A 23,644-nucleotide genomic window follows, 5' to 3' on the forward strand; every position below is an offset into this window, starting at 1 on the left:
TTAGTTGCTAAATGGCATAAAATAACTTTTAACAAAGTATACAAATCTGAAGACGAGAAAGAGTAAAATAGTGAACTGTTCTCCAGAGAGCCGGTATATTGCTGAAAGCCGGTGGGCAGAAGTTATTTGAAAATCATCTCCGAGGAGCCGAGGCTGAAAGTGAGTAAGCCCGGACGGATGTCTACCGTTACAAAGAACACGTATGATAGTACGTTGCTAAGCGCTATTAGTGAAAAAGCTAATAGAATTAGGGTGGTAACGCGGGTAAACCCGTCCCTACTTCATAGGGGCGGGTTTTTTGTGTGCTTTTAAAACATTCAAAGGAGTGATTGTAGATGAAGAAAGTAGATGTAAAAGAGTCAGCTGTAGGGAGAGAAACACGTATTCGTAAGCAGTGGAACGAACAAAGCATTTTTGAACAATCAATTCAGAATCGAGAAGGCGCGCAATCGTTTGTGTTTTATGAAGGACCACCAACGGCGAACGGTTTACCACACGTCGGCCATGCACTTGGTCGGGCAATTAAAGATTTAGTAGCAAGATATAAAACGATGGCTGGTTATAAAGTAGTAAGAAAAGCAGGATGGGATACACACGGTTTACCTGTAGAACTAGGTGTTGAGAAGCAACTTGGTATTTCTGGTAAACATGAGATCGAAGAATATGGCATTGAACCATTTATTCAAAAGTGTAAAGAGAGTGTTTTCACATATGAAAAGCAGTGGCGTGAATTCACTGAAAGCATCGGTTATTGGGTAGATATGGATGATCCATATGTAACTTTAAGGAATCCATATATCGAAAGTGTATGGCATATTTTGGGGACAATCCATGAAAAGGGATTGTTATATAAAGGACATAGAGTTTCACCATACTGCCCAAGCTGCCAAACCTCATTGAGCTCACATGAGGTTGCACAAGGGTATAAAACAGTAAAAGATTTAAGTGCAACTGTGAAGTTTAAAGTGAAAGATAGTGAAAATGAGTATTTTTTAGGTTGGACCACAACACCTTGGACACTTCCAGCAAACGTTGCGCTTGCTGTCCATCCAAATATGGAATACGTTAAAGCAAAACAAGAAAGTCATGTATACATTGTTGCGAAAGAACGTGTACAAGAAGTATTAAAAGAGAACTATGAAGTATTATCTGTTCATAAAGGCGAAGAATTATTAAACACATCTTATACAGCGCCATTTCCGATGAAAGAAGTTACAAATGGTTACCGCGTTATTGCAGCAGATTTTGTAACGGGAGATAGTGGTACAGGACTTGTTCATATTGCTCCAGCATATGGAGAGGACGATTATAGAGTTGTTCAAAGTGAAGGATTGTCATTTTTGCACGTTGTAGATGAAAAAGGTGAGTATACAGAAGCAGTACCATTTTTGAAAGGGAAATTTGTAAAAGATTGTGACGTGGATATCGTTCGTTATTTAGCGAAGGAAGGTTTACTGTATCATAAAGAAAAATATGAACATAGCTATCCGCATTGCTGGCGTTGTGATTCACCACTACTTTATTATGCAGGAGAAAGTTGGTTAATCCGAACAACTGCAATTAAAGATACATTTTTACAAAATAATGATTCTGTTACTTGGTATCCGGATCATATGAAACATGGACGTTTTGGTAAGTTTTTAGAAAATATGGTGGATTGGAATATTAGCCGAAATAGATATTGGGGAACACCATTAAACGTGTGGGAATGTGAAAGTTGCAATCATCAGTTCGCACCGAAGAGCATTGCCGAATTAAGAAAGTATAGTACGAAAGAAACACCAGAAGATTTGGAATTGCATAAGCCGTATGTAGATGAAGTACAAGTGTGCTGCGGGAAATGCGGAGGCACAATGAATCGTACACCAGAAGTGATTGATGTTTGGTTTGATAGTGGTTCTATGCCATTTGCACAATATCATTACCCATTTGAAAATAAAGAGTTATTTGAAGAGCAGTTTCCAGCGGATGTTATTGCAGAAGGAATTGATCAAACACGCGGCTGGTTTTATAGTTTATTAGCAGTATCAGCACTATATACAGGAAAAGTACCGTATAAACGAGTGTTATCACTAGGGCATGTTTTAGATGAAGAAGGGCAGAAAATGTCTAAAAGCAAAGGAAATGCACTAGATCCAGTTGATTTAGTAGATAAATTTGGTGCAGATGCGCTAAGATGGGCTTTACTTGTTGATAGTGCCCCGTGGAATGCGAAGCGTTTTTCTGAAAGAACAGTACTGGAAGCGAAATCTAAATTTGTAGATACATTAGTCAATGTGTATAGCTTCTACGTTTTATATGCAAATTTAGATGAGTATAATCCGAAAGAAACGTATGATGTAAAGCTTACGAAATTAGACGAATGGGTATTATCAAGATTGCATAGTACAACGAAAAAAGTGAGAACTGCACTTGATGATTATCAATTTACGAATGCAGCTCGTGAAATTGCAGCACTTGTAGATGAAGTGAGTAACTGGTATGTAAGACGCTCACGTAATCGTTTCTGGGAATCTGGTATGAACGCTGAGAAAGCAGCTGCGTATGAGACACTTCATGAAGTGCTTGTAACAATTAGTAAATTAATTGCACCATTTACACCGTTTGTCGCGGAAGACATTCATCTAAATTTAGAAGGAAGCAGCGTTCATTTAGCTGATTATCCAGTTGTAAATGAATCACTACTTCAACCGAAATTAGAAGCGGAAATGGATGCTGTTTTACAAGTTGTTGAACTTGGAAGAAGTAACCGTAATCAGCATTCTTTAAAAGTAAAACAGCCGCTAGCAGAACTTGTATTACTTGAGCATAACGAGAATGATATGGATTGGGAATCTTATCGTGATATCGTTATGGATGAGTTAAATGTAAAAGCATTCCATGTTGAACTCGATGAAACAAAATACACATCATATCAATTGAAGCTTAATTTTAAAACAGCGGGGCCGAAATTCGGTAAAAATGTGAATGCAGTGAATGGTTGGCTAAAACAATTATCACAAGAAGAAGTACAAAACTTTGTATCAACAGGAAGAGCAGTTTACGAAGCAACACCAGGAGAAGAAGTAGTTGTAACTGCTGAAGATGTGTTAGTTGAGAAAGTTGCAAAATCAGGATTCTCTAATACGACTAACGGACAATATACAGTTATGTTAGATACGAATGTAACGGAAGAATTGTTGCAAGAAGGAGTAGCGCGTGAATTCATTCGTGCGGTTCAAGAATATCGTAAACAGTTGAATTTACCAGTTAATTTACGAGTCGATGTTATTCTTGATACAGAAGTAGAGCTACAGCGAACGTTAACGAACCATAAAGATTTATTGGAAGAAAACTTACTCGTTAAACAATTTACATTTGGTCACTTAACGAACGAAGACGATGAACTTTCTTTAGGTGAAACGAAAGTTCGAATTAAATTAAGCGCGGCTCATTAAAGGAAAAGGAAGTTGGAATAATTCCAACTTCCTTTTTGTATGATGGAAATTTATCCGGCTAATTTCCTCATAATCCATTCGATAGGACCTCTAGAAAATTTCTTTCTCCATAACACACTAATTAAAATGCTGAAAATGAAAAATGCAGTAGCAAATAATAAAACGAATAGTAGTGATTGATTTTCCATTCTATTTAATAGAATTAATGTCCCAATACCGATAAATACATGACTGACATAATGAGTTAATGTTAATTGTCCTGTTTGCACAATGGAAGTGACAAACCAATTATTTCTATATTTTTCAGCGATATAGAGGCAAATGATTAATATAGCAATAGAGGATCCTGTAGCAGATAAAATATATAATACATTTGGTAAGATGGGTCCTGTATTAAATAAAAATGTGGCGGTCTCTCTGCCGATGTATGGAATAAAAAAGTGTGTAAGTCCTTTTGATAAAAGTTCTGTCAATATTGTGATTGTAATACCGAGTAAGAGTAATCTTTTTTTTATTTTTTTATTATGAAGATCTAACCTGCCAATTAACATACCGATTAAGAAGAACGAGAACCAAGGGAAAATAGGGTGATAGCCATTAAAGAATAAGTTGCGAAGAAAACCCTTTATTGTCCAGAAGTCTACATAATTTATAAATGGAGTTGGACCTACCCAACCCTCGAAAGTATTGAAAGTAAGCTGAAGAGATTGTGCGAACAATAAAATAATGATAGAAAGAAAAAGTAATAGTTTTTTGCGTACTGTCATGAGTAATGCAGCAACGAAAAGGTAAACACCATAGTAGTGTAATATATCCCCAGTCCACTCCATTACATATAGTAGTAATCCTAAAATAAATAAGAAAAGTGATCGTTTCCATATGGTCTTTCGGCTATTAGAAATTTTTATTTGTTCATTGCTAGCAACGGCTGACCTAGTCATTAAAGTTATACCGATGCCAGCAAGTATAACAAACAAAGCAGAGGCTCTACCTTCAAATAGTGACATGAAGGTTATTAAAAAAGGGGGACCATTTCCTTCTGCACCTGTTATCACCATGAAATTAACAAGTAGCATACCAAACATCGCCCAAGCTCTAGCAAAATCTAAGCCGATAATGCGTTTTTTTGTATTCACTTCAACCCCTTCTTTCAAAAATGTTATTTACAGCTTCAATCCAAATTTGTTTATAATCTATCTTTGCATCAATCATCATAAAATTTCCGATATTATCAAGCACTAATGCTAACATATGAGCTTTTGAAACTAGATTTTTATTTTCAATTAATTGAAGTTCATTTGCTTTTATAAGGAGTACTTCAAATCCATGTAAGTATTCTGTTTGCACAGTTAGTAATCGATCTTTGTACATCTTGTTTCTTGAAGATAGTAATACATATTCTTGTAACACTCGGTTAAAATAAGGGTCGTTTCGCTGTTCATCAATTATTTTAAGGCCAATTGCAATACATTTTTCAATAAAATTTGATTTTGTAAACTCTTCTGTATGGAAATAAGAAGAGAACTGCATAGCTTTACATAATTCAGTAAAAATACATTCAATTAAAGCATCTTTAGACTTAAAGTAGTAATATATAGATGGTTTTGCGATACCAACCTCCTCACCAATCATCGTATAAGTTGTTTTAACAATACCGTACGTAGCAAAAAGGCGATAACTTGCTTCCATTATTGAAGAGAGTGTTTCTTCACTTTTACTCATATAGATCCTCCTAAAAAAAGGTTATTTAAATCGTATCACTTACAAGTGATTTTTTCAACCTACCGTTAGGTAAAAAATAGTCTATTTTTTTAAACAGTAATATGAAAAGCTTTAGGGATAAGGAATGGATTTAGAAATTTCTTTCTAAAGTATTGTGTTCACTTTACACATAAATATTGAGAAAATTTCACTTACCCTAAATGGAAAGGTAATAGAAGTGTTCATAGAGAATTACTCGTAGATTCAATTTTTATCCATCCGTTTTGCGGGGAATGATTGCCTAGTGGTAATGGGATAAGGTTGAGCTACTTTATTAGGGGGAGTGGTTCTATGTTTAATAAAAAAATGGTGGCAATGGCAATGACCGTGCCGTTAGTAATGGGGACGATTTCTACGGTTTCGGCATTGGAAAAACAACAGCAAGTAAAGTTAGAAGCTTATTCGCCACAGAAAAAAGCAACTGAATATTTAAAAGAAAATGCTGCGCAGTATGGATTGAAAACAGATCTTTCAGACTTGCAATATATTTCTACAACAGAAACATCAGTAGCTTCATATGTTAGGTTCCAACAAGTTGTTAATGGTGCACCTGTATTTTCAAAACAAATAACAGTTACGCTTAACGGAGAGGGAAAGGGAGTACTCGCTGTTTCTGATTATCAGCCTGTTACAGGTGTGAAGGAAGTAACGACAAAAATTAGTGAAAAAGATGCAATACAAAAATCAATGGCGTATGTTGGAGAAGCAAGTGAGCAAAATTTATGGGCTCCTACAGATAAAGAGTTCGGATATATTGTTGAAGAAGGAATTGCTCGTCCAGTATATAAAGTTGTAGTCCATTCTAATAATCCATTTGGTGCATGGGAAACATTTATTGATGCAGAAAATGGAAAGTTAATTAAAAAGGTTGATATAAACCGAAAAGCTGAAGGGTCAGGAAAAGTATTTTTACCTAACCCAGTCGTATCTAGCGGTAGTAAAGTAGGCTTAAAAGATAATAACGATGCAGATTCAACAGCTCTAACGAACCAACTGAAAACTGTTACGTTAAAAGGTTTAGATGGAACAGGATTTTTAATTGGAGAATATGTAACGATTTCTTCAAAAGCGAAAACAAAATCTACGAATTTACAATTTAACTATACACGCGCAAATGATAGCTTTGAAGATGTTATGTCGTACTATCATATCGACACATTGCAACGTTACATTCAAAGTCTAGGTTTTAAAAATATTAATAACCGTTCGATAAAAGTGAATGTTAATGGTACAACTGATGATAACTCATTCTATTCTCCATCAACAAAAGCTTTAACTTTCGGTACTGGCGGTGTTGATGATGCAGAAGATGCTGGTATTATCGCACATGAGTATGGGCATTCGATTCAAGATAACCAAGTTCCTGGCTTTGGTAGTTCAGCAGAAGGTGGAGCGATGGGAGAAGGATTTGGCGACTTCTTAGGTGCTACATATGAAGATGCAGTATCGACTACTGGATATGGTAAAGCATGTGTTGGAGAATGGGATGCGACAGCTTATTCTAGTTCAGATCCAACATGCTTACGCCGATTAGATACGAATAAAGTATATCCGAAAGATATAACGAATGAAGTGCATGATGATGGTGAAATTTGGGCTCAAGGCCAATACGAAATGGCACAAGCTTTTGGCCGTGATGTAGCAACAAAAATCATTTTACAATCACACTGGTCATTAACACCAAACTCTAAATTCAGTGATGGAGCGAAAGCGATTAAGCAAGCGGATGCTCTTTTATATGGCGGACAACATGCTGCTGATATCGATCGCATTTGGGCAGCGAGAGGCATTAGTACGAATTAATATAAAAAGTCGTGGCATTTATAAGCCACGACTTTTTAATTTGCTTAAGAACTGGTACTAGTAAATAAAGCTATATCAATGATAGTGTGAATATATCCGTATCCCATTTACTTTTTAGCTTCTTTAAAAACAAAATGCTCTTTAAATTTTCTAGATTCAACTTTTTGACCATTTCGCATCGATCGGAATGGGTGTTCTTGCCATGTAATAATAACATCAACTTCATCTGCTTTTGTAGCAACGGGTAAATTAGCGTGTTCAAATCCAGTTTTTCCACTTGCCAAACGACTTTCCTTTAGGGAAAAGAGTTCATATTTCGTTTTCTTATTTGGTTCGTTGCGGAATACTTCGACGTTTACATTATATACTTCACTATTCCCGACATTCTTTACTGAAAAATGATATGTTTGAAATTCATCTTTTTTAGCTTGAAGCATATTCTTGTTTGTTTTTTTCGGTTTATCAATATTCACTTGCCATTGATCAGAGTTTTGAGAGATTGGTAAAGATTTTGGTGAATAGGCATACGTTTCGTTTACTACAATTAAGCAAAACAAAAGGAGAAAGAAACTAATTGCTTTTTGCATATACACACCTCGCTTTAAAATTTTTATTAATATGCGTAAATGAATTAGTTTTTATGTAAAAATTGGAAAATATTAAAGGTGTAATTTTGGATGTAATACATAAGAATATGTATTACAAAATTAACTTTTCACACTTTAGAAGAAGTTAGGAGTTATAAAACCAGAATGTTTCAAAAAAAGCTTGCGTTTTATAAGATAAGGAGTTAGAATACTCTGTAAATATAAAAAGTGATGATCAGGAAAAGTACATGGTGCAAAGGTCTACAGAGAGCAGCCAGTTGCTGGAAAGGTTGCGATACCGCATGATGGAAAGACACCTGTGAGTGTTGCTTTGAACGTGATTATTAGTAAAAGCAAACGGTACCTACCGTTATCAGGGCTAAGATGGTCAGTATGACAATTTGGGTGGTACCGCGGAAAAAAATCCGTCCCTATTTATAGGGGCGGATTTTTGTATTCTTTGAAAGGGGGTGAGTGACCGTGGATGATGACGATGACAACAATAACGTAAATAAATATAAAATTACTGGAGGGAAAAATAATGGATTCAATAATGAAGCGTTCACTCACAAAAGAATGTAAAAAGCAAAGTGGAAAGGTTGTATTACTTCAAGGATGGGTAAAAAAGATTCGACATCTTGGAAATGTTAGTTTTTTATTATTACGGGACAGAACAGGAGTAATTCAATGTGTATTAGAAAATGAATTGGCTGGATATAAAGTTGATGTAGAAAGTGTCGTCCACGTAATTGGTGAAATAGTCGAGACATCGAAAACAGAATTGGGTGTTGAAGTACTTGCTCATGAAGTGAAAGTAATAAACAGTGCAGAGCCACTTCCATTTGAAATAAATAAAAAGAAGTTACAAGTTGGCTTAGATCAACTACTTAATGAGCGAGTAATATCATTAAGGCATGAGCGAACCGCAGCGATTTTTAAAGTGAAATCTACACTCGTTCAAAGCTTTAGTGAATTTCTTATAGAGAACGATTTCACACGGATCTTTACGCCGAAAATTGTTTCGCAAGGGGCAGAAGGAGGAGCAAATGTTTTTAAGCTTCCATACTTCCAAAAAGAAGCTTATTTAGCACAATCACCACAGTTCTATAAGCAAATGATGGTGGCAGGTGGGTTAGAACGAGTTTTTGAAATTGCACCTGTATATAGAGCGGAACATCATAATTCTTCCCGTCATTTGAATGAATATATATCGTTAGACGTAGAGCTTGGTTTTATTCATGATTTTTATGAAGTGATGCAACTAGAAACGGATGTTTTACGATATATGTTTCAACAAGTAGCGAAAAAATGTGAAATAGAACTACAACTATTACAAATAGAAGTACCTGTTATTACTGAAATACCTAAAATTACATTGTTAGAAGCACAAGAAATTTTGAAAAGTAAGTATCGTAAAGAATCTCCTGTAGGGGATTTAGATACAGAAGGTGAAAAGTTACTAGGGAAATATGTGAAGGAAATATATAATAGTGAATTTGTTTTCATTACGCATTATCCGAAAAAAGCGAGACCGATGTATACGATGCCGAATAAAGAGAATCCAGCTATTACTGATTCATTCGACTTATTATATAAAGGATTAGAAATAACGTCAGGGGCACAGCGAATTCATAATTATGAAATGTTACTCGTTTCGTTTAAAGAAAAAGGATTACACCCAGATAAATTTCAATCTTATTTAAATACATTTCGATATGGTTGTCCACCACATGGAGGTTTCGGAATTGGGTTAGAAAGGGTTGTATATAAACTTTTAGAATTAACAAATGTACGAGAGGCGAGTGCTTTTCCGAGAGATTGTACTCGTCTCATACCGTAAAAAGAATCTTCGCGATTATCGCGAAGATTCTTTTTTTATAGTTCGTTTGAAAAGGTGAAAATATAGACTCTTTCTTTTTCTAATAAGCTTAGTAAAAGTCAGTTGAAATATGAACCATTTCGACAAAAAAATCAATATACCCTTGACAGTTACAAATATAACAGATATACTTCATATTAATTTCAAAAGAAAATATATTCTAAATATTAAAATGTGTTGAATAGGAGTAGTAAGGTCATGTATTTGTACAGAGAGCTATGGGTTGGTGTGACATAGTCAAATAACATCCTGAACTCGCCTAGGAGCAGTAAGGTGGAACGGAATTACATTCTTAGTAAATCTTAACGGTTAACCTTCGATATTAGGTTTGTAATCAAACGATTACTACTAAGGTGGATTCATAATGGAATCAATAAGGGTGGTACCGCGTTAAGTAAATGGCTTAGCGTCTCTTTATATAGAGATGCTAGGCCATTTTTTTATTATATGGAAGAAGAAATGGAGGGTTTATTTGAATAGGTTTATAAAATTTATTTATTTATATAAAAAGATTTAATTAGGAGGAAAATGAGATGAAACAGACGGAGCAATGGACTTCGAAATTAGGTTTTATAATGGCGGCAGCCGGATCAGCAATTGGACTTGGTGCGATATGGAAGTTCCCTTATATCGCTGGGAAGAGTGGGGGAGGAGCGTTCTTTTTAATATTTATATTATTTACTGTTTTAATTGGACTACCGCTACTTATAGCTGAATTTATGATTGGACGCAGTACGCAGAAACAAGCAGTTGGAGCATTTAAAAGCATCGCACCAAATACGGGATGGCATTGGATTGGACGCCTTGGTGTTGGAACTTGTTTTATACTACTTTCGTTTTATAGTGTTGTAGGTGGATGGGTATTAATTTATTTATTCAGAGGAATAACTGGACAACTGATTACTCCAGGACAAAATTACGGTACATTATTTACTGAAACAATTGGGAATCCTGCTTGGGCTATTATGGGACATTTCGCTTTTATGTTCATTACGATATGGGTTGTATCAAAGGGTGTACAAAACGGAATTGAAAAAGCAAGTAAATATATGTTGCCAGCATTGTTCGTTTTATTTGTCGCTCTTATTATTCGTTCGTTAACACTTGATGATGCAATGAAAGGTGTGAAGTTTTTCTTACAACCAGATTTCTCAAAGATTACTTCGGAAAGTATTTTGTTCGCAATGGGGCAATCATTCTTTGCAATTAGTATCGGGATTTCAATTATGGTTACGTATAGTTCCTATTTAAATAAAAAAGAAAGTTTACCAAAATCAGCAATAACAATTGTTGGATTAAATTTATTTGTTTCATTATTTGCAGGTCTTGCTATTTTTCCAGCCGTATTTTCATTAGGAATGGAGCCAACAGAAGGACCTGGATTACTATTTATCGTATTACCATCTGTATTTAGTCAAATCCCATTCGGTGGATTTTTCTTAACAGTATTTCTTGCACTATTTACATTTGCGACATTAACATCAGCATTTTCTCTACTAGAAACTGTTGTTTCAGCATTAGCAAATGGTGAACAAGAAAAGAGAACGAAATTATCATGGATGATCGGTTTCGGCATTTTCTTGGTAGGTATACCATCAGCGTTATCATTTGGAGTATGGAGTGATATTACGATTTTCGGAAAGAATATTTTTGATGCAGTAGACTTTTTATCTAGTAATATATTAATGCCACTTGGAGCACTATTTATTAGTATTTTCGTTTCATTCAAAATGGAGAAGAAGGTACTAGAAGCAGAGTTTTTTGTAGGTGGAAATTATGGAAAGAAAGTATTTACTTGTTGGGCATTTTTACTTCGATTTGTAGCACCACTTGCAATAATTATCGTCTTCTTAAATGTAATAGGAATTATTTAATATTAAATGTTATAATATTCAGTAAAAAAAGGGGGGTGGTGATTATAAAGGAAAATTTGATAGAAGCAGGGAAATACATGAATATTAGAGGGAAAAAGCTATACGTTGAAACACATGGAAATCCTAAAAATAAGCCAGTCTTATACTTGCATGGTGGACCAGGAGAAAGTTGTTATGATTTTTCATTTCATCAAGCGGAACGTTTAAAAGATTCTCTATATGTAATTATAATAGATCAAAGAGGTGTTTGTCGCTCAGAAGAAATAACTGAAGACGAAGCTTTTGGATTAAATGATTTGATTGAAGACTGTGAGGAATTAAAAAAAGTATTACAAATTGAGAAGTGGTCTATAATTGGACACTCTTTCGGTGGATATGTAGCATTGCTTTATGCGTCGATATATCCAAGTTCAATAGAGAAAATAATATTTGAAGGACCAACTTTTAATTTTGCATTAACAAGTAGGGCTTTGTTACAAAAGACAGGACATTTATTAAAAAAGTATGGAAAAGAAGAAATAGCAAAAGAATGCTTTGCTTATTCATCTAGCGATGCTAGTTCAGAAGAGTTGTTAGAAGCTTATATAAGACTAAGCGCTGAATTAGAAGAAAAAAGAATGGAGATTTACAATAATAAGGAAAATAGGACAGATGAGAGTTTATACAGTGATGAAGAGTGGGAAATATTTTCAAATCGCTCCAAAATTCACTTTGATAGATTAAAATTAGAGGGAGCATGTCATACATCATTATTATCAAAAATAAAAGATGTACAAAATCTAATGTTATTAATAGTAGGAAAACATGATGTAGTAACGTGTGAAGAACAAATTAAAACATTTAATAAAGATGCCCGAAACGGCAAGTATATCGTATTTGAAGAGAGCGGTCATTCACCTCATTATGAGGAAGCAGATAGATTTGCAGAAACAGTCATACATTTTTTGAAATGAAGAAAAGGGTGCTTCTATAAATGAGAGGCACCCTTTCTAAATTTCTGGATATGTGATTGTGATGTTAGGCCACTTACTTTGCCAATTCTTTTTTATAACTCTGTTTTTGTACATATGTAATCGTTCTTTCGATTCAAGAAAATGAGCTGTTGGTTTCACTTGTAAGGAAAGGACATCTTCAATACCACATGGGGCTGTTAAGATAACGTTGTTTAGTTCATCAAGTGTAACTCCTAAAGCCGTTGCTGTTTCAGGGAATTTAGAAATAGCATTAACAGAAGAAGAATATGGTGGCATATTATTCACTACATGCATACGAGCTTGATTTTTTACAGACCAAGGGATAGTAGCATCAATATTCATTAATTTCGTTTCTAATGATTGTTCGTATATCTCATCTTGATGTAGACTATCATAATAAATCACATCAACATCAGGCATAGCCGTTTTAGCTTCATAGTCATGTAAAGTATCCCAAATTTTAGAACGAACAAATCCGGCACAAATCCACCAATCAGGTAGCTCTAGTGATTTTGCCATTTGTAATACATTCATCATCCATTCGTCGTTTTCTATTAAGCGAATTATATCTTTCTCTGTTTTGATCTTCATTGATAAATTCACCTTTCTAGTAAATTAATGCATCAGTTCAATAATCCATAAAATCCAGTAAGCACCTGGTACAAATAGCAGTTGTGCTAATAATGTGCCGAGAAGTCTAGAAATCATTAGCCAACCATACATTTTACTCATAGATTCAGCGCCGCTTTCTGATTGTAGAGCACGTTCTGTTAAAAGAGCAATGCGTGGATCGAGTAATACAGTTAATAAAATAGTGGCGAAACCATTTACAAGGCCAGAAGCTGTACTTGCATTTGTTGCATAATCTGGATTTAAAAAAGAAGCGTAAAGGGCTGAAAGTACCCCTGCTGTATAAATAGCAGTAGCAAACATGTTAATAAGCATAATACGCTTTGGAATACCACCGATACGCAGTCTATGAATCATTTCTAACTTTGGAAAACGGACATATTTTTTTGTGTACTTTAATTTTTGAATGTTATTCGTTTTCATCATTCGAATGAAAGAACCGTCTGTTTCAAAGTTTTGAATGACATATCCAAATAATTTTGTCAAAGTTGGATAAAGAATGATCGCGATTAAAGTACCGATAGAAGCCGATAATAGTACGAGTCGTATAATATGCTCTAAATTAATAGAAGAATCTAGTTTTGCTTCATCGACAATACCACCGATTAAAAAGGCTTGTAGTAAGTTTGATGTTCTTGAAATAAGTAACACCATTCCTACAACAGACAAGGCAACCGCAATCTTCTTTAAACGTACTCCAGCTAATCGAATACTATAAGAGCTTGTTTCAACTGCGTGGATCACAATTGTGAAAGCCATTATAAAAATTAACGTAATTGACATTTGTTTCACCAGTTTCTATTAAAATAATTGTAACTTTTTTACTGTATCATATCTATCGTATTTTGTAACTGAAAGTATGTGACATAGGGAAATTGATTTTTCGAAAAAATAGATAATAATAGTATAATAGGGAGAAGTGGAAGAGATGTTAGCACTTATTTATACAGCAAATTAAGTGGAGGAATGAAGCATGTATAAAACATTTCTATTTGATTTAGATGGAACTTTAACTGATCCGAAAGAAGGGATTGTAAACTCGGTTTTATATGCATTAAAAAAAGTAGGAATTGAAGAAGTACATATAAGTGAGTTAGATTCATTTATAGGTCCTCCTATTCAGCAATCATTCATAGAGAGATATAATATGAGTGAAGGAGAGGTTGAACGTGCTGTTTTTTACTTCCGTGAGTATTTAAAGCAGCGTGGATTGTTTGAAAATAATGTATAAGAGGGGATTCTGAAGCTCTTGCAACAATTAAAAAGTTCAGGGAATCGCATATTCGTAGCAACTTCAAAGCCCACTGTATTTGCGAAACAAGTTATAGAGCATTTTCAATTAACGAATTATTTCGAAGACATCATTGGAAGTAATTTAGATGGTACGAGAATAAAAAAAGAAGAAATAATTGCTCATATTTTACAAACACATGAAGAACTAAATAAAGAAGAAATGATAATGATTGGTGATAGAAAGCACGATATAATAGGTGCAAATCAGAATGGAATTGCTTCAATTGGTGTTTTATATGGCTATGGCTGTGAAAAAGAACTGACTGAAGTTAGTGCGACCTACATAGTGAAAGATGTTGAAGAACTGTATCATTTTTGTATAGAGAAAAATTTAATACAGCAGTAAATATAGATTCTAGCAATCCCTTTATAACGTATGACGATGAATTCGTTTCTGTTTAAAGGGATTTTTCATATGTAATCGAATAATTATAATTAGACATTTTTAGCATAAAAATTTGTATGAATAAGAGGAGGGATGTCAGAATTAAAAGGTTAGTAGAAATTTATCAATAAAATTTAGAATATTCTGTTTAATGGAGGGGTAAAATTGGAGTTAGTTATTATATTATTAGCACTAAGTTTACTTATGTTCGTAGCATACAGAGGTTTTTCTGTTATTTTATTCGCGCCGATATTTGCATTATTTGCAGTATTTTTGACAGAACCTAGTTATGTATTACCTTTCTTTTCTAATATCTTTATGGAGAAAATGGTTGGATTTATAAAATTATATTTTCCTGTGTTTTTATTAGGAGCAATATTTGGAAAAGTAGTGGAAATGTCAGGAATTGCAGATTCTATCGCAAAAACAATTATTGAGTTAGTTGGTGAAAAACGTACTATATTAGCGATTGTATTAATGGGGGCTATTTTAACGTATAGTGGTGTTAGTGTGTATGTAGTAGTGTTTGCTGTTTATCCGTTCGCAGCTAAGTTGTTTCGACAAGCTAATATTCCAAAGCGTTTAATCCCTGGAACGATTGTTCTTGGAGCAGTAACGTTTACAATGGATGCGCTACCTGGATCACCACAAATTCAAAATGTAATACCTACAACATTTTTTAAAACGGATATTTATGCTGCACCGATACTTGGGATTGTAGGAGCAATTTTTGTTCTTACATTAGGTTTACTATATTTAGAGAGTAGACGTAAGAAGGCAAAAGCAGCAGGTGAAGGATATTTTGGTTTTAATGATGGAAATACTGAAATGGCAGCATCTTTGCAAGTAGAACAAAAAAATATGCCATTAATTAATAACATTGAAATCACAAGAGCGCAACAACTTATTGCATTTATACCACTTATTTTAGTAGGTGTAATGAATAAAGTGTTTACTATTATGATACCGAAGTGGTATCCAAGCGGTTTTGATTTTTCTGCAATTGGTATGAAAGCATTTGGAAAAGTAGAATTAAGTGCAGTAGTAGGAATTTGGTCTGTAGAATTGGCACTTATTATAGGGATCTTAACAACGTTATTATTATATTGGAAGCGAGTAGTAACAGGTTTCCAAGCTGGATTGAATACAAGTATTGGTGGAGCGCTACTTGCAACGATGAATACAGGAGCTGAGTTTGGATTCGGTGGTGTCATTGCAGCACTTCCAGGCTTCGCAATTATGAGAGATGGCATCTCTGCTACTTTCACAAATCCGTTAGTGAATGGTGCAGTAACGACGAATATTTTAGCTGGAATTACAGGCTCGGCATCAGGAGGAATGGGAATAGTATTAAGCGCAATGGGAGATAAATTTATTGCAGCGGCCAATCAATTTGATATTCCATTAGAAGTTATGCACCGTATCGTATCAATGGCATCAGGAGGAATGGATACACTACCACATAACGGGGCTATTATTACTATTCTTACAGTAACGGGATTAACACATAAACAGTCATATAAAGATATATTTGCTATTACTATTTTGAAAACGGTTGCTGTATTTTTAGTTATCGCATTCTATACTTTAACAGGACTCTATTAAAAAATTTGAATCGTAAAGATTCATCAAATCGATAATTTATATTATAAAATATTAATTAGGATAAGAAGGGGTGGGGGACTTGCAAGAGGTTTCTGAGTTTCGTATGCCAAAGTCGGTATTATATGGAAGGAATTCGCTTGAAAAACTGGGAGAACAATCAAAAAAGTTAGGGAAAAGAGCTTTTATAGTTACTGATACAATTATGGAGAAATTAGGATATGTTGAAAAGTGTATGCAACAACTAAATAAGAAAGGTATTATTGTTAGCACATATAATAAAGTGGATGCTGAGCCTACAAATATACACGTATTAGAAGCGTTATCTCTTTGTAAAGAGGAAAAGTGCGATTTTATTATCGGTATTGGTGGTGGAAGTTGTATTGATGCTGCGAAAGCGGTAGCGGTTTTATATACAAATGGTGGAGAAGTTGAGGATTATGTCCAAAAGGATATTGAAATAGAAAACAATCCACTACCACTTATTGCAATTCCAACAACTTCTGGTACTGGTTCGGAAGTTACAAGTGTAGCAGTAATTACGAATAAAAAAACAGATGTAAAAATGATGATGAAGCATCCTAGTTTTATACCGAAAGTAGCAATTATAGATCCAGTTTTGACAAGTTCGTTACCACCACAAATTACGGCAGCAACAGGAATAGATGCGTTATGTCATGCGATTGAAGCTTATATTTCTAAATTTTCACAACCACTTACAGATGTACTTGCTCTTTCAGCTATTGAAAGTATTATGAAATATTTACGTATAGCATATGAAGATGGACATAATATGGAGGCAAGAGAAGCGATGATGATTGCTTCCTTACAAGCTGGAATTGCATTTTCGAATGCATCAGTTACATTAGTTCATGGAATGTCAAGGCCAGTGGGAGCATTATTTCATGTACCGCATGGAATATCAAATGCCATACTATTACCTACAGTGTTAGAGTTTACAAAAACAAGTGCAGTGAAAAGGTTTGCAAAAATTGGACGTAACTTAAATAAGGATTTGTATTCGAATTCTGATGAGGAAGTAGCAGACTATACGATTGGGGAAATAAAAAAGCTTTGCTATGATCTTCGTATTCCAAATTTAAAAGAATACGGTATCGATGAAATTGAATTTGAAAATGCTATCTCTAAAATGGCATCAGATGCAATTGAAAGTGGTAGCCCAGCTAATAACCCACGTGTTCCATCATATGATGAAATCAAAGAGTTGTATCGAGAGTGTTTTAATTATAAGTATAAAGAATTTATAAAAATATCAGATTATTAATTTCAGAATATTCTATAAAAATTTCCTTGGAAATGAAAGTACAATTATTCTATATTATTACGTTAAAACAAGACTTTATATTCCAAACTTAAAGTCTTGTTTTATTGTGTATAATATATATAATAAAACGTTGTTATTAGTTTTATAAAAAAAGTTTAGGTAGGTGTTTATATGAAAACGATAGGTCTTATAGGTGGTATGAGTTGGGAATCAACTTCTGAATATTATCGAATTATTAATGAAGAAATAAAAGAGAGATTAGGAGGGCTACATTCAGCAAAATGTTTGATTAATAGTGTGGATTTTGAAGAGATTGAACGATGTCAGTCTAGCGGAGATTGGGATGGTGCTGGAGAAATTCTAGGGAATGCGGCATATTCATTACAAAAGGGAGGAGCAGACTTTATAATCATTTGTACAAATACAATGCATAAGGTAGTTGGAAAAATAAAGGCCAAAATTGATATTCCAGTCTTACATATTGCTGATGCAACTGCAAAAGAAATTAAAAGAAAAGACATTCAAAAGGTTGGTCTGCTTGGAACTAAATATACAATGGAGCAAGATTTCTATAAGTCACGTATTGAAGAGCATGATATAAAAGTAATAGTACCATCAGAAAAAAATAGAAAAGAAATAAATAAAGTAATATATACAGAATTATGTTTAGGAAAAATAGTATCTCAATCTAGAGAATATTATAAAAGAGTCATCGAAGAGTTAGTGCAAAAAGGAGCACAGGGAATCATATTAGGTTGTACAGAAATAGGGTTATTAATAAAGCAAGAAAACGTATCTGTCCCGATATTTGATACAACTCATATACATGCAATTGAAGCAGTCAAGGTAGCTCTAGATAGAGTATAATTATATTATGTAAACTTTATTCGTATATCTGGAAAACATTCAGAAAATATTTTATAATGTAAGTGGTTACATTTAAGGGGGAATGCGTATGTTTTCAGTTCAACCAATCGCATTTGTACATAATGAAAGAAAGGAAATAAAAGATGATGAGTGGGGAGAAGTAAGATCTCGTATAACTTTAACTGAAATGTATGCAGAAGAGAGTATACAAGGGGTTGAAGATTTTTCTCATATTGAAGTTGTTTTTTATTTTCATAAAGTAACTGACGAGCAAATTCAGTATTTTGCTAGACATCCTAGAAATAATAAGGATTATCCTGAAGTAGGTATTTTTGCACAGCGTGGGAAAAATCGCCCAAATCGCATAGGTGTAACAATTGTAAAGGTGATCAAAAGAGAAGGTAAATCAATTATTGTTGAGGGATTAGATGCTATTGATGGCACTCCTATATTGGATATAAAACCAATAATGAAAGAGTTTATGCCGACAGAAGAAATACACCAGCCTAAATGGGCAACGGATATAATGAGACAGTATTGGAAGGGGAATGGAGTAAAATGAGAATATATGAGGCAACAATTGCAGATTTAGATGGACTAGCATCAGTTTTTAATAACTATCGCATGTTTTATAGGCAAGATTCTGATTTAGAAGGGGCAAAAGTATTTTTACGAAATAGAATTGAGAAAAAAGAGTCCGTTATTTTCGTAGCAGTTGAAGACGGCGAATATATTGGGTTCACGCAACTATACCCATCATTTTCTTCTATTTCAATGAAAGAATTATGGATTTTAAATGATTTATTTGTACAAGCGGCGAAGCGTGGAGCCGGAACAGGTAAAAAATTATTAGAAGCTGCTAAAGAATACGCATTAGAAAATGGAGCAAAAGGTGTAAAGCTGCAAACGGAGATTGATAATTTATCAGCACAACGATTATACGCTGAAAATGGTTATTTGAGAGATAATCGTTATTTCCATTACGAATTAACGTTTTAAAAAATTAAGTTGAAAGAGACATTTTCAAGAAAAAGAATTTCTTTGTAATGAGAAATTCTTTTTTATTTTTGCCTAAATTAAAAAACATGACAAAAATAAAACGATATTTATTTATTGTTAAACAATAAATGTCGTGATAAAATTATGTTGCCATTAAATAAGTGAGGTATTGTAAATGAATCTTAAACGAAGTTCAACAACGTTCTTAAAAGTAATTATTTTTCTTGCTGGAATTTCAGTACTTGCTTTATGCATATTTTTAGTGCCGGAAATGGCGAATTTCGCAGCAAATTTGTATCCTAATATTGCTCCGATAAAATATCTTGTTTTCATTGTGATGTATGGAGCAGCTGTGCCTTTTTACGTTGCTCTTTATCAGGCTTTCAATCTTTTACAGTACATTGATGAGAACACAGCGTTCTCGGAATTATCAGTAAAGGCGTTAAAGAATATAAAGCGCTGTGCAATTACAATCAGTGGTTTGTATGTATTAAGTTTGCCACTTTTTCATTTTATAGCGAAAAAAATGGACCCTCCTATTGGGCTAGTGGGACTCATTATCGTTTTTGCTTCGCTCGTTATCGCCGTTTTTGCTGCTATCCTCCAACGACTTCTACAAGAGGCAATTAACATAAAATCAGAAAATGATTTGACGGTCTGAGGTGGCGGATATGACAATCATTATTAATATTGACGTCATGTTAGCAAAACGAAAAATGAGTGTAACGGAGCTTTCGGAGAAGGTTGGAATTACGATGGCGAATCTTTCTATTTTGAAAAATGGGAAAGCAAAAGCGGTTCGTTTTTCAACATTAGAAGCGATATGTAAAGCTTTGGAGTGTCAGCCAGGGGATATTTTGGAGTATAAAAACGATGAGAATACTCAATAAAAACAGATAACAAATGTAAATAATAGAAGTCAATAAAGAAGGGATAGCCACTAAGCTATTCCTTCTTTACGTTAATTGCTGTTACTAATAAAAAATATAATTTGAATTGCAATGTTTGCGTATCAAAAGGGAACTTGCTACCTTTTGAGGTGATCCGTTTTGTGGAATACAATTATTTGCCAAAAAGGCTATTTTAACTATGTTTTAAATTATTTCGGGTGAATCAAAATTTTCATTTGTATTATAGTTGATTTAAAACCCAGTTTGTTGCATCTTCAAAGTTATCTGCAATGTAGTTTGGTTCAATATGTGCCCATTTGTCTCGGTACGTATGTAAAGCATCGTATCCAGCGCCTGTGCGCACCAATATCGTTATCGCATGCACTGTTGCTCCTGCAACGATATCGGTCCAGCGATCACCAATTACAGCGCATTTTGTTAAATCAAGCCCGTGTTTTTCAGCTGCTTGTAGCAGCATACCTGTACTTGGTTTACGACATTCACAACCATCACCGTGTTTGTGAGGACATACATAAATATCATCAAAACCGAAGCCTTCTAATTCTTGTACAAAATCGGCTACAGTTGCAATTCCATCTGCGATACCAGGTTGATTTGTGAAAGAGAAAATTTTTATATTTTGAGCTTTTAGTTTTTGCAAAGCTGCTTTTGTAAACGGAAATAATGTAAAAGATCCCGGATAATGTATTGTAGTGTCACCACCAATTGTACCGTCACGATCAATGAAAATTGCTTTAATGTTTGTCATAGTTATAGTCCCTTCAATTTATAAGTAGTTTAAAAATGTTTTACAAATCTGTAGCCATTTACTTCATATCCTAATTTTTTGTAAAAAGGATGAGCTTCTACTCTTTTTGTTCCACTAACTAGCCATGTGCCAATGCAATTATGTTTCTTTGCTAATTGCTCGGCATAATCCATCAACACTTGTCCAATGCCTTTCCGTCGTATGTTAGAATCAACGCTAATAATTGAAATCTCTCCATAACGTGTTACATCTTCTAAATTTTCACGTATACGAAATCCAAGTAACCCAAATATAGCTTCTTCTTCCTCGTAAACATATAAAAAATCAAACGGACTCATTTGTACGAATTGTAATCGGTTGTTCATATCTTCATAGGAAATAGAGGAACCTTTTAATTCTTTCGTTAAAGAACAAAGTGCGTCTATATCATCTATCGTTGCTTCACGAATTTGAAAAGACATATTATCCACTCCAATAAAATGTAATCAAACATTTAATATTCTGTTAAAAAATGTTTTTTCCTGCTATGAAAATAAATATTTTATAATGATATATAGATAGTTATATGTTATTCTTTTCCTTGATTGTATTAGAAATGGAAAGAAGGGGAATGCATGTTAAAAGTAAATATCCGCTCAGCTGGATATGAAATAGGCGAAAAAATAATTCATGATATAGCTTTTTCTATCGAAAAAGGTGAACTAGTTGCTCTTATTGGAGCAAATGGTGCTGGGAAGAGTACGACGATTAAAACGATACTCGGATTACTTGTAAATATGGACGGTGAAATATCATTCGGTGAAAAGAAAAATCCGTATGCATACGTACCAGAACATCCAACATACTATGATTACTTGACGCTCTGGGAACATATTGAATTATTAATGGCAGCTCGTGGAAGTGAAATGGGAAGTTGGGAAGAACGAGCGGAACAATTATTACATACTTTTCGAATGAATAAGCATAAACATGAGTATTTATCAAAATTTTCAAAAGGCATGAAACAAAAATCGATGCTAATATTGGCGTTTTTAACTGAGCCAGATTTTTATATCATTGACGAACCTTTTATCGGTTTAGATCCGGTAGCTACGAAAGAGTTTTTAAATTATTTATATAAAGAAAAAGAGCGCGGGGCAGGAATTTTATTTTGTACGCACGTATTAGATACTGCTGAAAAAATTTGTGAAAGATTTTTACTCATTTCACAAGGTACATTAGTCGCAGATGGACATTTAGAATCTATTCAAATATTAGCGGAAATGCCGGGTAGTTCATTATTAGACTGCTTTGATGTAATTGTAAGGCGTGAACAACATGATTAAACAACAATTTTATAAGAGATTACGCCATGAACTTGAGCGGAAATGGAAGTCTATACGTTCGGTAACAGATTGGACAGTCGCATTATATATTATTATTCCAGCACTTATATTTATGGGAATCTATTATCGATCGCTATGGATAAATGAATTATCAACGGAAGAGACGATTTATTTCGGATTAGGATTACTCGCATTTTATGTGATTACATATGGAAGAGGAGTTCGTTCATTTTTTGAGCAAGCGGATAGTTTATTTTTAATTTCGTATGCAACACATATGCGAAAATTAGTCCAGTATGGCATGATGTACACATTTGTTCGAATAGCGATAACGAATATAATTGTAGTCGTTATTATGTTACCGGTGTTGATGGAAAGTATCGAAGTAACAGGGATACAAGTCCTATTATTTTGGGTATTCTTTACTATATTTCGATTTATGTTGTCGTTGTTAACGAGATTTATTCATGTACATGTGGGGAAACGATGGGTTTTATGGATTGTAAAAAATGTAGTATTTTCTATGAGCGTGTCCTTTTTTGGAATTAGTTTATTTTTTATTTATAAAAATCCATTGTATTCAATTTTATTTATCGGTCTAGTAATTTTCTTAAGTAGTGTATTAGTAAAAGAGAAAATGAATTATAAAAAGTTCTTTTTTAAAGAAATCGAGAAAGAAAAGGAGGAAAGCATGCGCTGGACGAGCGGAATTATGCAAGTTGGTGGTCATGCGGCTAAACCGAGTAGTTCGAATAAAAAACCGTGGATATTTCCTCGCTCTAAAAGACTTTTAGGGAAAAAAGCTGATTCTCGTATTGTCGAATCTTTTTTGAAAGAATTTTTCCGTACAAGTACTGCACGAATATTTTATATTCAAATTGTATGTATCAGTACTGTAAGTATAATTATGACTCCAAGGTGGATTGCGGCTATTGTTCTCGTATTTGCTGTAGTTGCAATTTCTCGCTATGCACGTGATTATTGGACTGAATTTACGAATAAGATGTTTCTTCGTGTATATTGTGATGAAGGGAAATTACTATTGTTAAGATGGAAGGCAGATCGTTATTTACTACTACCAGCAATACTTTTATATGGAATAGTTATACTTTCCCGGTTTTATTTATTGCCAGCTGTGATTGGTGGCATTGTTTTTATTTTATTGATTGTATGGATTGTATTTCTACCATTAAAAAAGAGCCATTGATGGCTCTTTTTCTAGTCTGTAACACATTGATAAATAAAATATACTAAAACGAGTATACTTGCGGCGGAATACATGAC

General features: G+C 34.0%; 21 protein-coding genes, 1 pseudogene and 3 other annotated features. Of the genes and pseudogenes, 15 read left to right on the forward strand and 7 right to left on the reverse strand.

The window, feature by feature from the left end:
• The first annotated feature begins 40 nt into the window (after positions 1–40).
• Positions 41–281, forward strand: a binding site (T-box leader).
• A 54-nt stretch (positions 282–335) separates the two neighbouring features.
• On the forward strand, positions 336–3,437 hold the full coding sequence (gene ileS, locus ACS2CR_RS04745; protein WP_053512299.1) for an isoleucine--tRNA ligase: 3,102 nt from the start codon (positions 336–338) through the stop codon (positions 3,435–3,437).
• A gap of 50 nt (positions 3,438–3,487) precedes the next feature.
• Here ileS and ACS2CR_RS04750 read toward each other — a convergent pair whose 3' ends face one another.
• Together ACS2CR_RS04750 and ACS2CR_RS04755 are read right to left on the reverse strand one after the other, a co-directional pair.
• Positions 3,488–4,573, reverse strand: a complete 1,086-nt coding sequence (locus tag ACS2CR_RS04750) for a DUF418 domain-containing protein (RefSeq protein ID WP_001093123.1) — start codon at positions 4,571–4,573, stop codon at positions 3,488–3,490.
• A 1-nt stretch (position 4,574) separates the two neighbouring features.
• On the reverse strand, positions 4,575–5,159 hold the full coding sequence (locus ACS2CR_RS04755) for a TetR/AcrR family transcriptional regulator (protein ID WP_000045222.1): 585 nt from the start codon (positions 5,157–5,159) through the stop codon (positions 4,575–4,577).
• A gap of 330 nt (positions 5,160–5,489) precedes the next feature.
• On the opposite strand from ACS2CR_RS04755, the gene ACS2CR_RS04760 reads away from it, so the two are divergent.
• On the forward strand, positions 5,490–7,001 hold the full coding sequence (locus tag ACS2CR_RS04760) for a M36 family metallopeptidase (RefSeq protein WP_000482274.1): 1,512 nt from the start codon (positions 5,490–5,492) through the stop codon (positions 6,999–7,001).
• Positions 7,002–7,108: 107 nt separating this feature from the next.
• Here ACS2CR_RS04760 and ACS2CR_RS04765 read toward each other — a convergent pair whose 3' ends face one another.
• A complete protein-coding gene (locus ACS2CR_RS04765) occupies positions 7,109–7,588 on the reverse strand; it encodes a hypothetical protein (RefSeq protein ID WP_001167912.1) in 480 nt (159 codons plus the stop codon).
• Positions 7,589–7,810: 222 nt separating this feature from the next.
• Positions 7,811–8,024 (forward strand) — a binding site (T-box leader).
• A 105-nt stretch (positions 8,025–8,129) separates the two neighbouring features.
• Here ACS2CR_RS04765 and aspS point away from each other — a divergent pair.
• The 3 genes from aspS to ACS2CR_RS04780 all read left to right on the forward strand — a co-directional run bounded on the left by aspS (position 8,130) and on the right by ACS2CR_RS04780 (position 12,294).
• A complete protein-coding gene (gene aspS / locus ACS2CR_RS04770) occupies positions 8,130–9,428 on the forward strand; it encodes an aspartate--tRNA(Asn) ligase (RefSeq protein WP_053512298.1) in 1,299 nt (432 codons plus the stop codon).
• Between the two features lie 207 nt (positions 9,429–9,635).
• Positions 9,636–9,884 (forward strand) — a binding site (T-box leader).
• Positions 9,885–10,000: 116 nt separating this feature from the next.
• Positions 10,001–11,341, forward strand: a complete 1,341-nt coding sequence (locus ACS2CR_RS04775) for a sodium-dependent transporter (protein WP_000814539.1) — start codon at positions 10,001–10,003, stop codon at positions 11,339–11,341.
• A gap of 77 nt (positions 11,342–11,418) precedes the next feature.
• Positions 11,419–12,294 carry an alpha/beta fold hydrolase gene (locus ACS2CR_RS04780; protein ID WP_002100944.1) on the forward strand — a complete coding sequence of 292 codons (876 nt, stop codon included), beginning with the start codon at positions 11,419–11,421 and terminating at the stop codon, positions 12,292–12,294.
• A gap of 36 nt (positions 12,295–12,330) precedes the next feature.
• Here the strand turns inward: ACS2CR_RS04780 and ACS2CR_RS04785 are convergent, their stop codons facing one another.
• Together ACS2CR_RS04785 and ACS2CR_RS04790 are read right to left on the reverse strand one after the other, a co-directional pair.
• A complete protein-coding gene (locus ACS2CR_RS04785; protein ID WP_000695357.1) occupies positions 12,331–12,906 on the reverse strand; it encodes a nucleotidyltransferase family protein in 576 nt (191 codons plus the stop codon).
• 24 nt (positions 12,907–12,930) lie between these two features.
• The gene (locus ACS2CR_RS04790; protein ID WP_000028915.1) at positions 12,931–13,728 is read right to left on the reverse strand and encodes a lipid II flippase Amj family protein; all 798 of its coding nucleotides are present in this window, start codon (positions 13,726–13,728) and stop codon (positions 12,931–12,933) included.
• A gap of 190 nt (positions 13,729–13,918) precedes the next feature.
• On the opposite strand from ACS2CR_RS04790, the pseudogene ACS2CR_RS04795 reads away from it, so the two are divergent.
• The 8 genes and pseudogenes from ACS2CR_RS04795 (at position 13,919) to ACS2CR_RS04830 (ending at position 20,266) form a co-directional block, all read left to right on the forward strand.
• Positions 13,919–14,584 (forward strand): annotated as a pseudogene (locus ACS2CR_RS04795) (HAD family hydrolase).
• Between the two features lie 204 nt (positions 14,585–14,788).
• On the forward strand, positions 14,789–16,228 hold the full coding sequence (locus ACS2CR_RS04800; protein ID WP_000424327.1) for a GntP family permease: 1,440 nt from the start codon (positions 14,789–14,791) through the stop codon (positions 16,226–16,228).
• Between the two features lie 79 nt (positions 16,229–16,307).
• Positions 16,308–17,510: an iron-containing alcohol dehydrogenase gene (locus ACS2CR_RS04805; protein WP_016109887.1), complete on the forward strand. Its 1,203-nt coding sequence runs from the start codon at positions 16,308–16,310 to the stop codon at positions 17,508–17,510.
• Positions 17,511–17,681: 171 nt separating this feature from the next.
• Complete coding sequence (locus tag ACS2CR_RS04810; protein ID WP_000848569.1) at positions 17,682–18,377, forward strand: aspartate/glutamate racemase family protein; 696 nt, start codon at positions 17,682–17,684, stop codon at positions 18,375–18,377.
• An 88-nt stretch (positions 18,378–18,465) separates the two neighbouring features.
• Entirely contained in the window at positions 18,466–18,939 is a 474-nt protein-coding gene (locus ACS2CR_RS04815; RefSeq protein ID WP_000493255.1) for an SAM-dependent methyltransferase, read from the forward strand.
• A complete protein-coding gene (locus ACS2CR_RS04820) occupies positions 18,936–19,376 on the forward strand; it encodes a GNAT family N-acetyltransferase (protein WP_001223866.1) in 441 nt (146 codons plus the stop codon). The genes ACS2CR_RS04815 and ACS2CR_RS04820 overlap by 4 nt, the downstream gene beginning before the upstream one ends.
• Positions 19,377–19,551: 175 nt before the next feature.
• Complete coding sequence (locus tag ACS2CR_RS04825; RefSeq protein ID WP_053512297.1) at positions 19,552–20,037, forward strand: DUF2975 domain-containing protein; 486 nt, start codon at positions 19,552–19,554, stop codon at positions 20,035–20,037.
• Positions 20,038–20,047: 10 nt separating this feature from the next.
• Positions 20,048–20,266, forward strand: a complete 219-nt coding sequence (locus ACS2CR_RS04830; protein ID WP_000152534.1) for a helix-turn-helix domain-containing protein — start codon at positions 20,048–20,050, stop codon at positions 20,264–20,266.
• A gap of 241 nt (positions 20,267–20,507) precedes the next feature.
• Here the strand turns inward: ACS2CR_RS04830 and ACS2CR_RS04835 are convergent, their stop codons facing one another.
• Together ACS2CR_RS04835 and ACS2CR_RS04840 are read right to left on the reverse strand one after the other, a co-directional pair.
• The gene (locus ACS2CR_RS04835; protein WP_000181777.1) at positions 20,508–21,035 is read right to left on the reverse strand and encodes an HAD-IIIA family hydrolase; all 528 of its coding nucleotides are present in this window, start codon (positions 21,033–21,035) and stop codon (positions 20,508–20,510) included.
• Between the two features lie 29 nt (positions 21,036–21,064).
• Entirely contained in the window at positions 21,065–21,496 is a 432-nt protein-coding gene (locus tag ACS2CR_RS04840) for a GNAT family N-acetyltransferase (RefSeq protein ID WP_000009776.1), read from the reverse strand.
• Positions 21,497–21,649: 153 nt separating this feature from the next.
• On the opposite strand from ACS2CR_RS04840, the gene ACS2CR_RS04845 reads away from it, so the two are divergent.
• Both ACS2CR_RS04845 and ACS2CR_RS04850 read left to right on the forward strand, forming a co-directional pair.
• Entirely contained in the window at positions 21,650–22,360 is a 711-nt protein-coding gene (locus ACS2CR_RS04845; RefSeq protein ID WP_000921902.1) for an ABC transporter ATP-binding protein, read from the forward strand.
• Positions 22,353–23,567: an ABC transporter permease gene (locus ACS2CR_RS04850; protein WP_000595447.1), complete on the forward strand. Its 1,215-nt coding sequence runs from the start codon at positions 22,353–22,355 to the stop codon at positions 23,565–23,567. Before ACS2CR_RS04845 ends, ACS2CR_RS04850 begins: the two co-directional genes overlap by 8 nt.
• The last annotated feature ends 77 nt before the right edge of the window (positions 23,568–23,644 follow it).

Origin of the sequence: Bacillus cereus group sp. BceL291, assembly GCF_051776705.1 — a bacterium.
Lineage (GTDB): Bacteria > Bacillota > Bacilli > Bacillales > Bacillaceae_G > Bacillus_A > Bacillus_A cereus.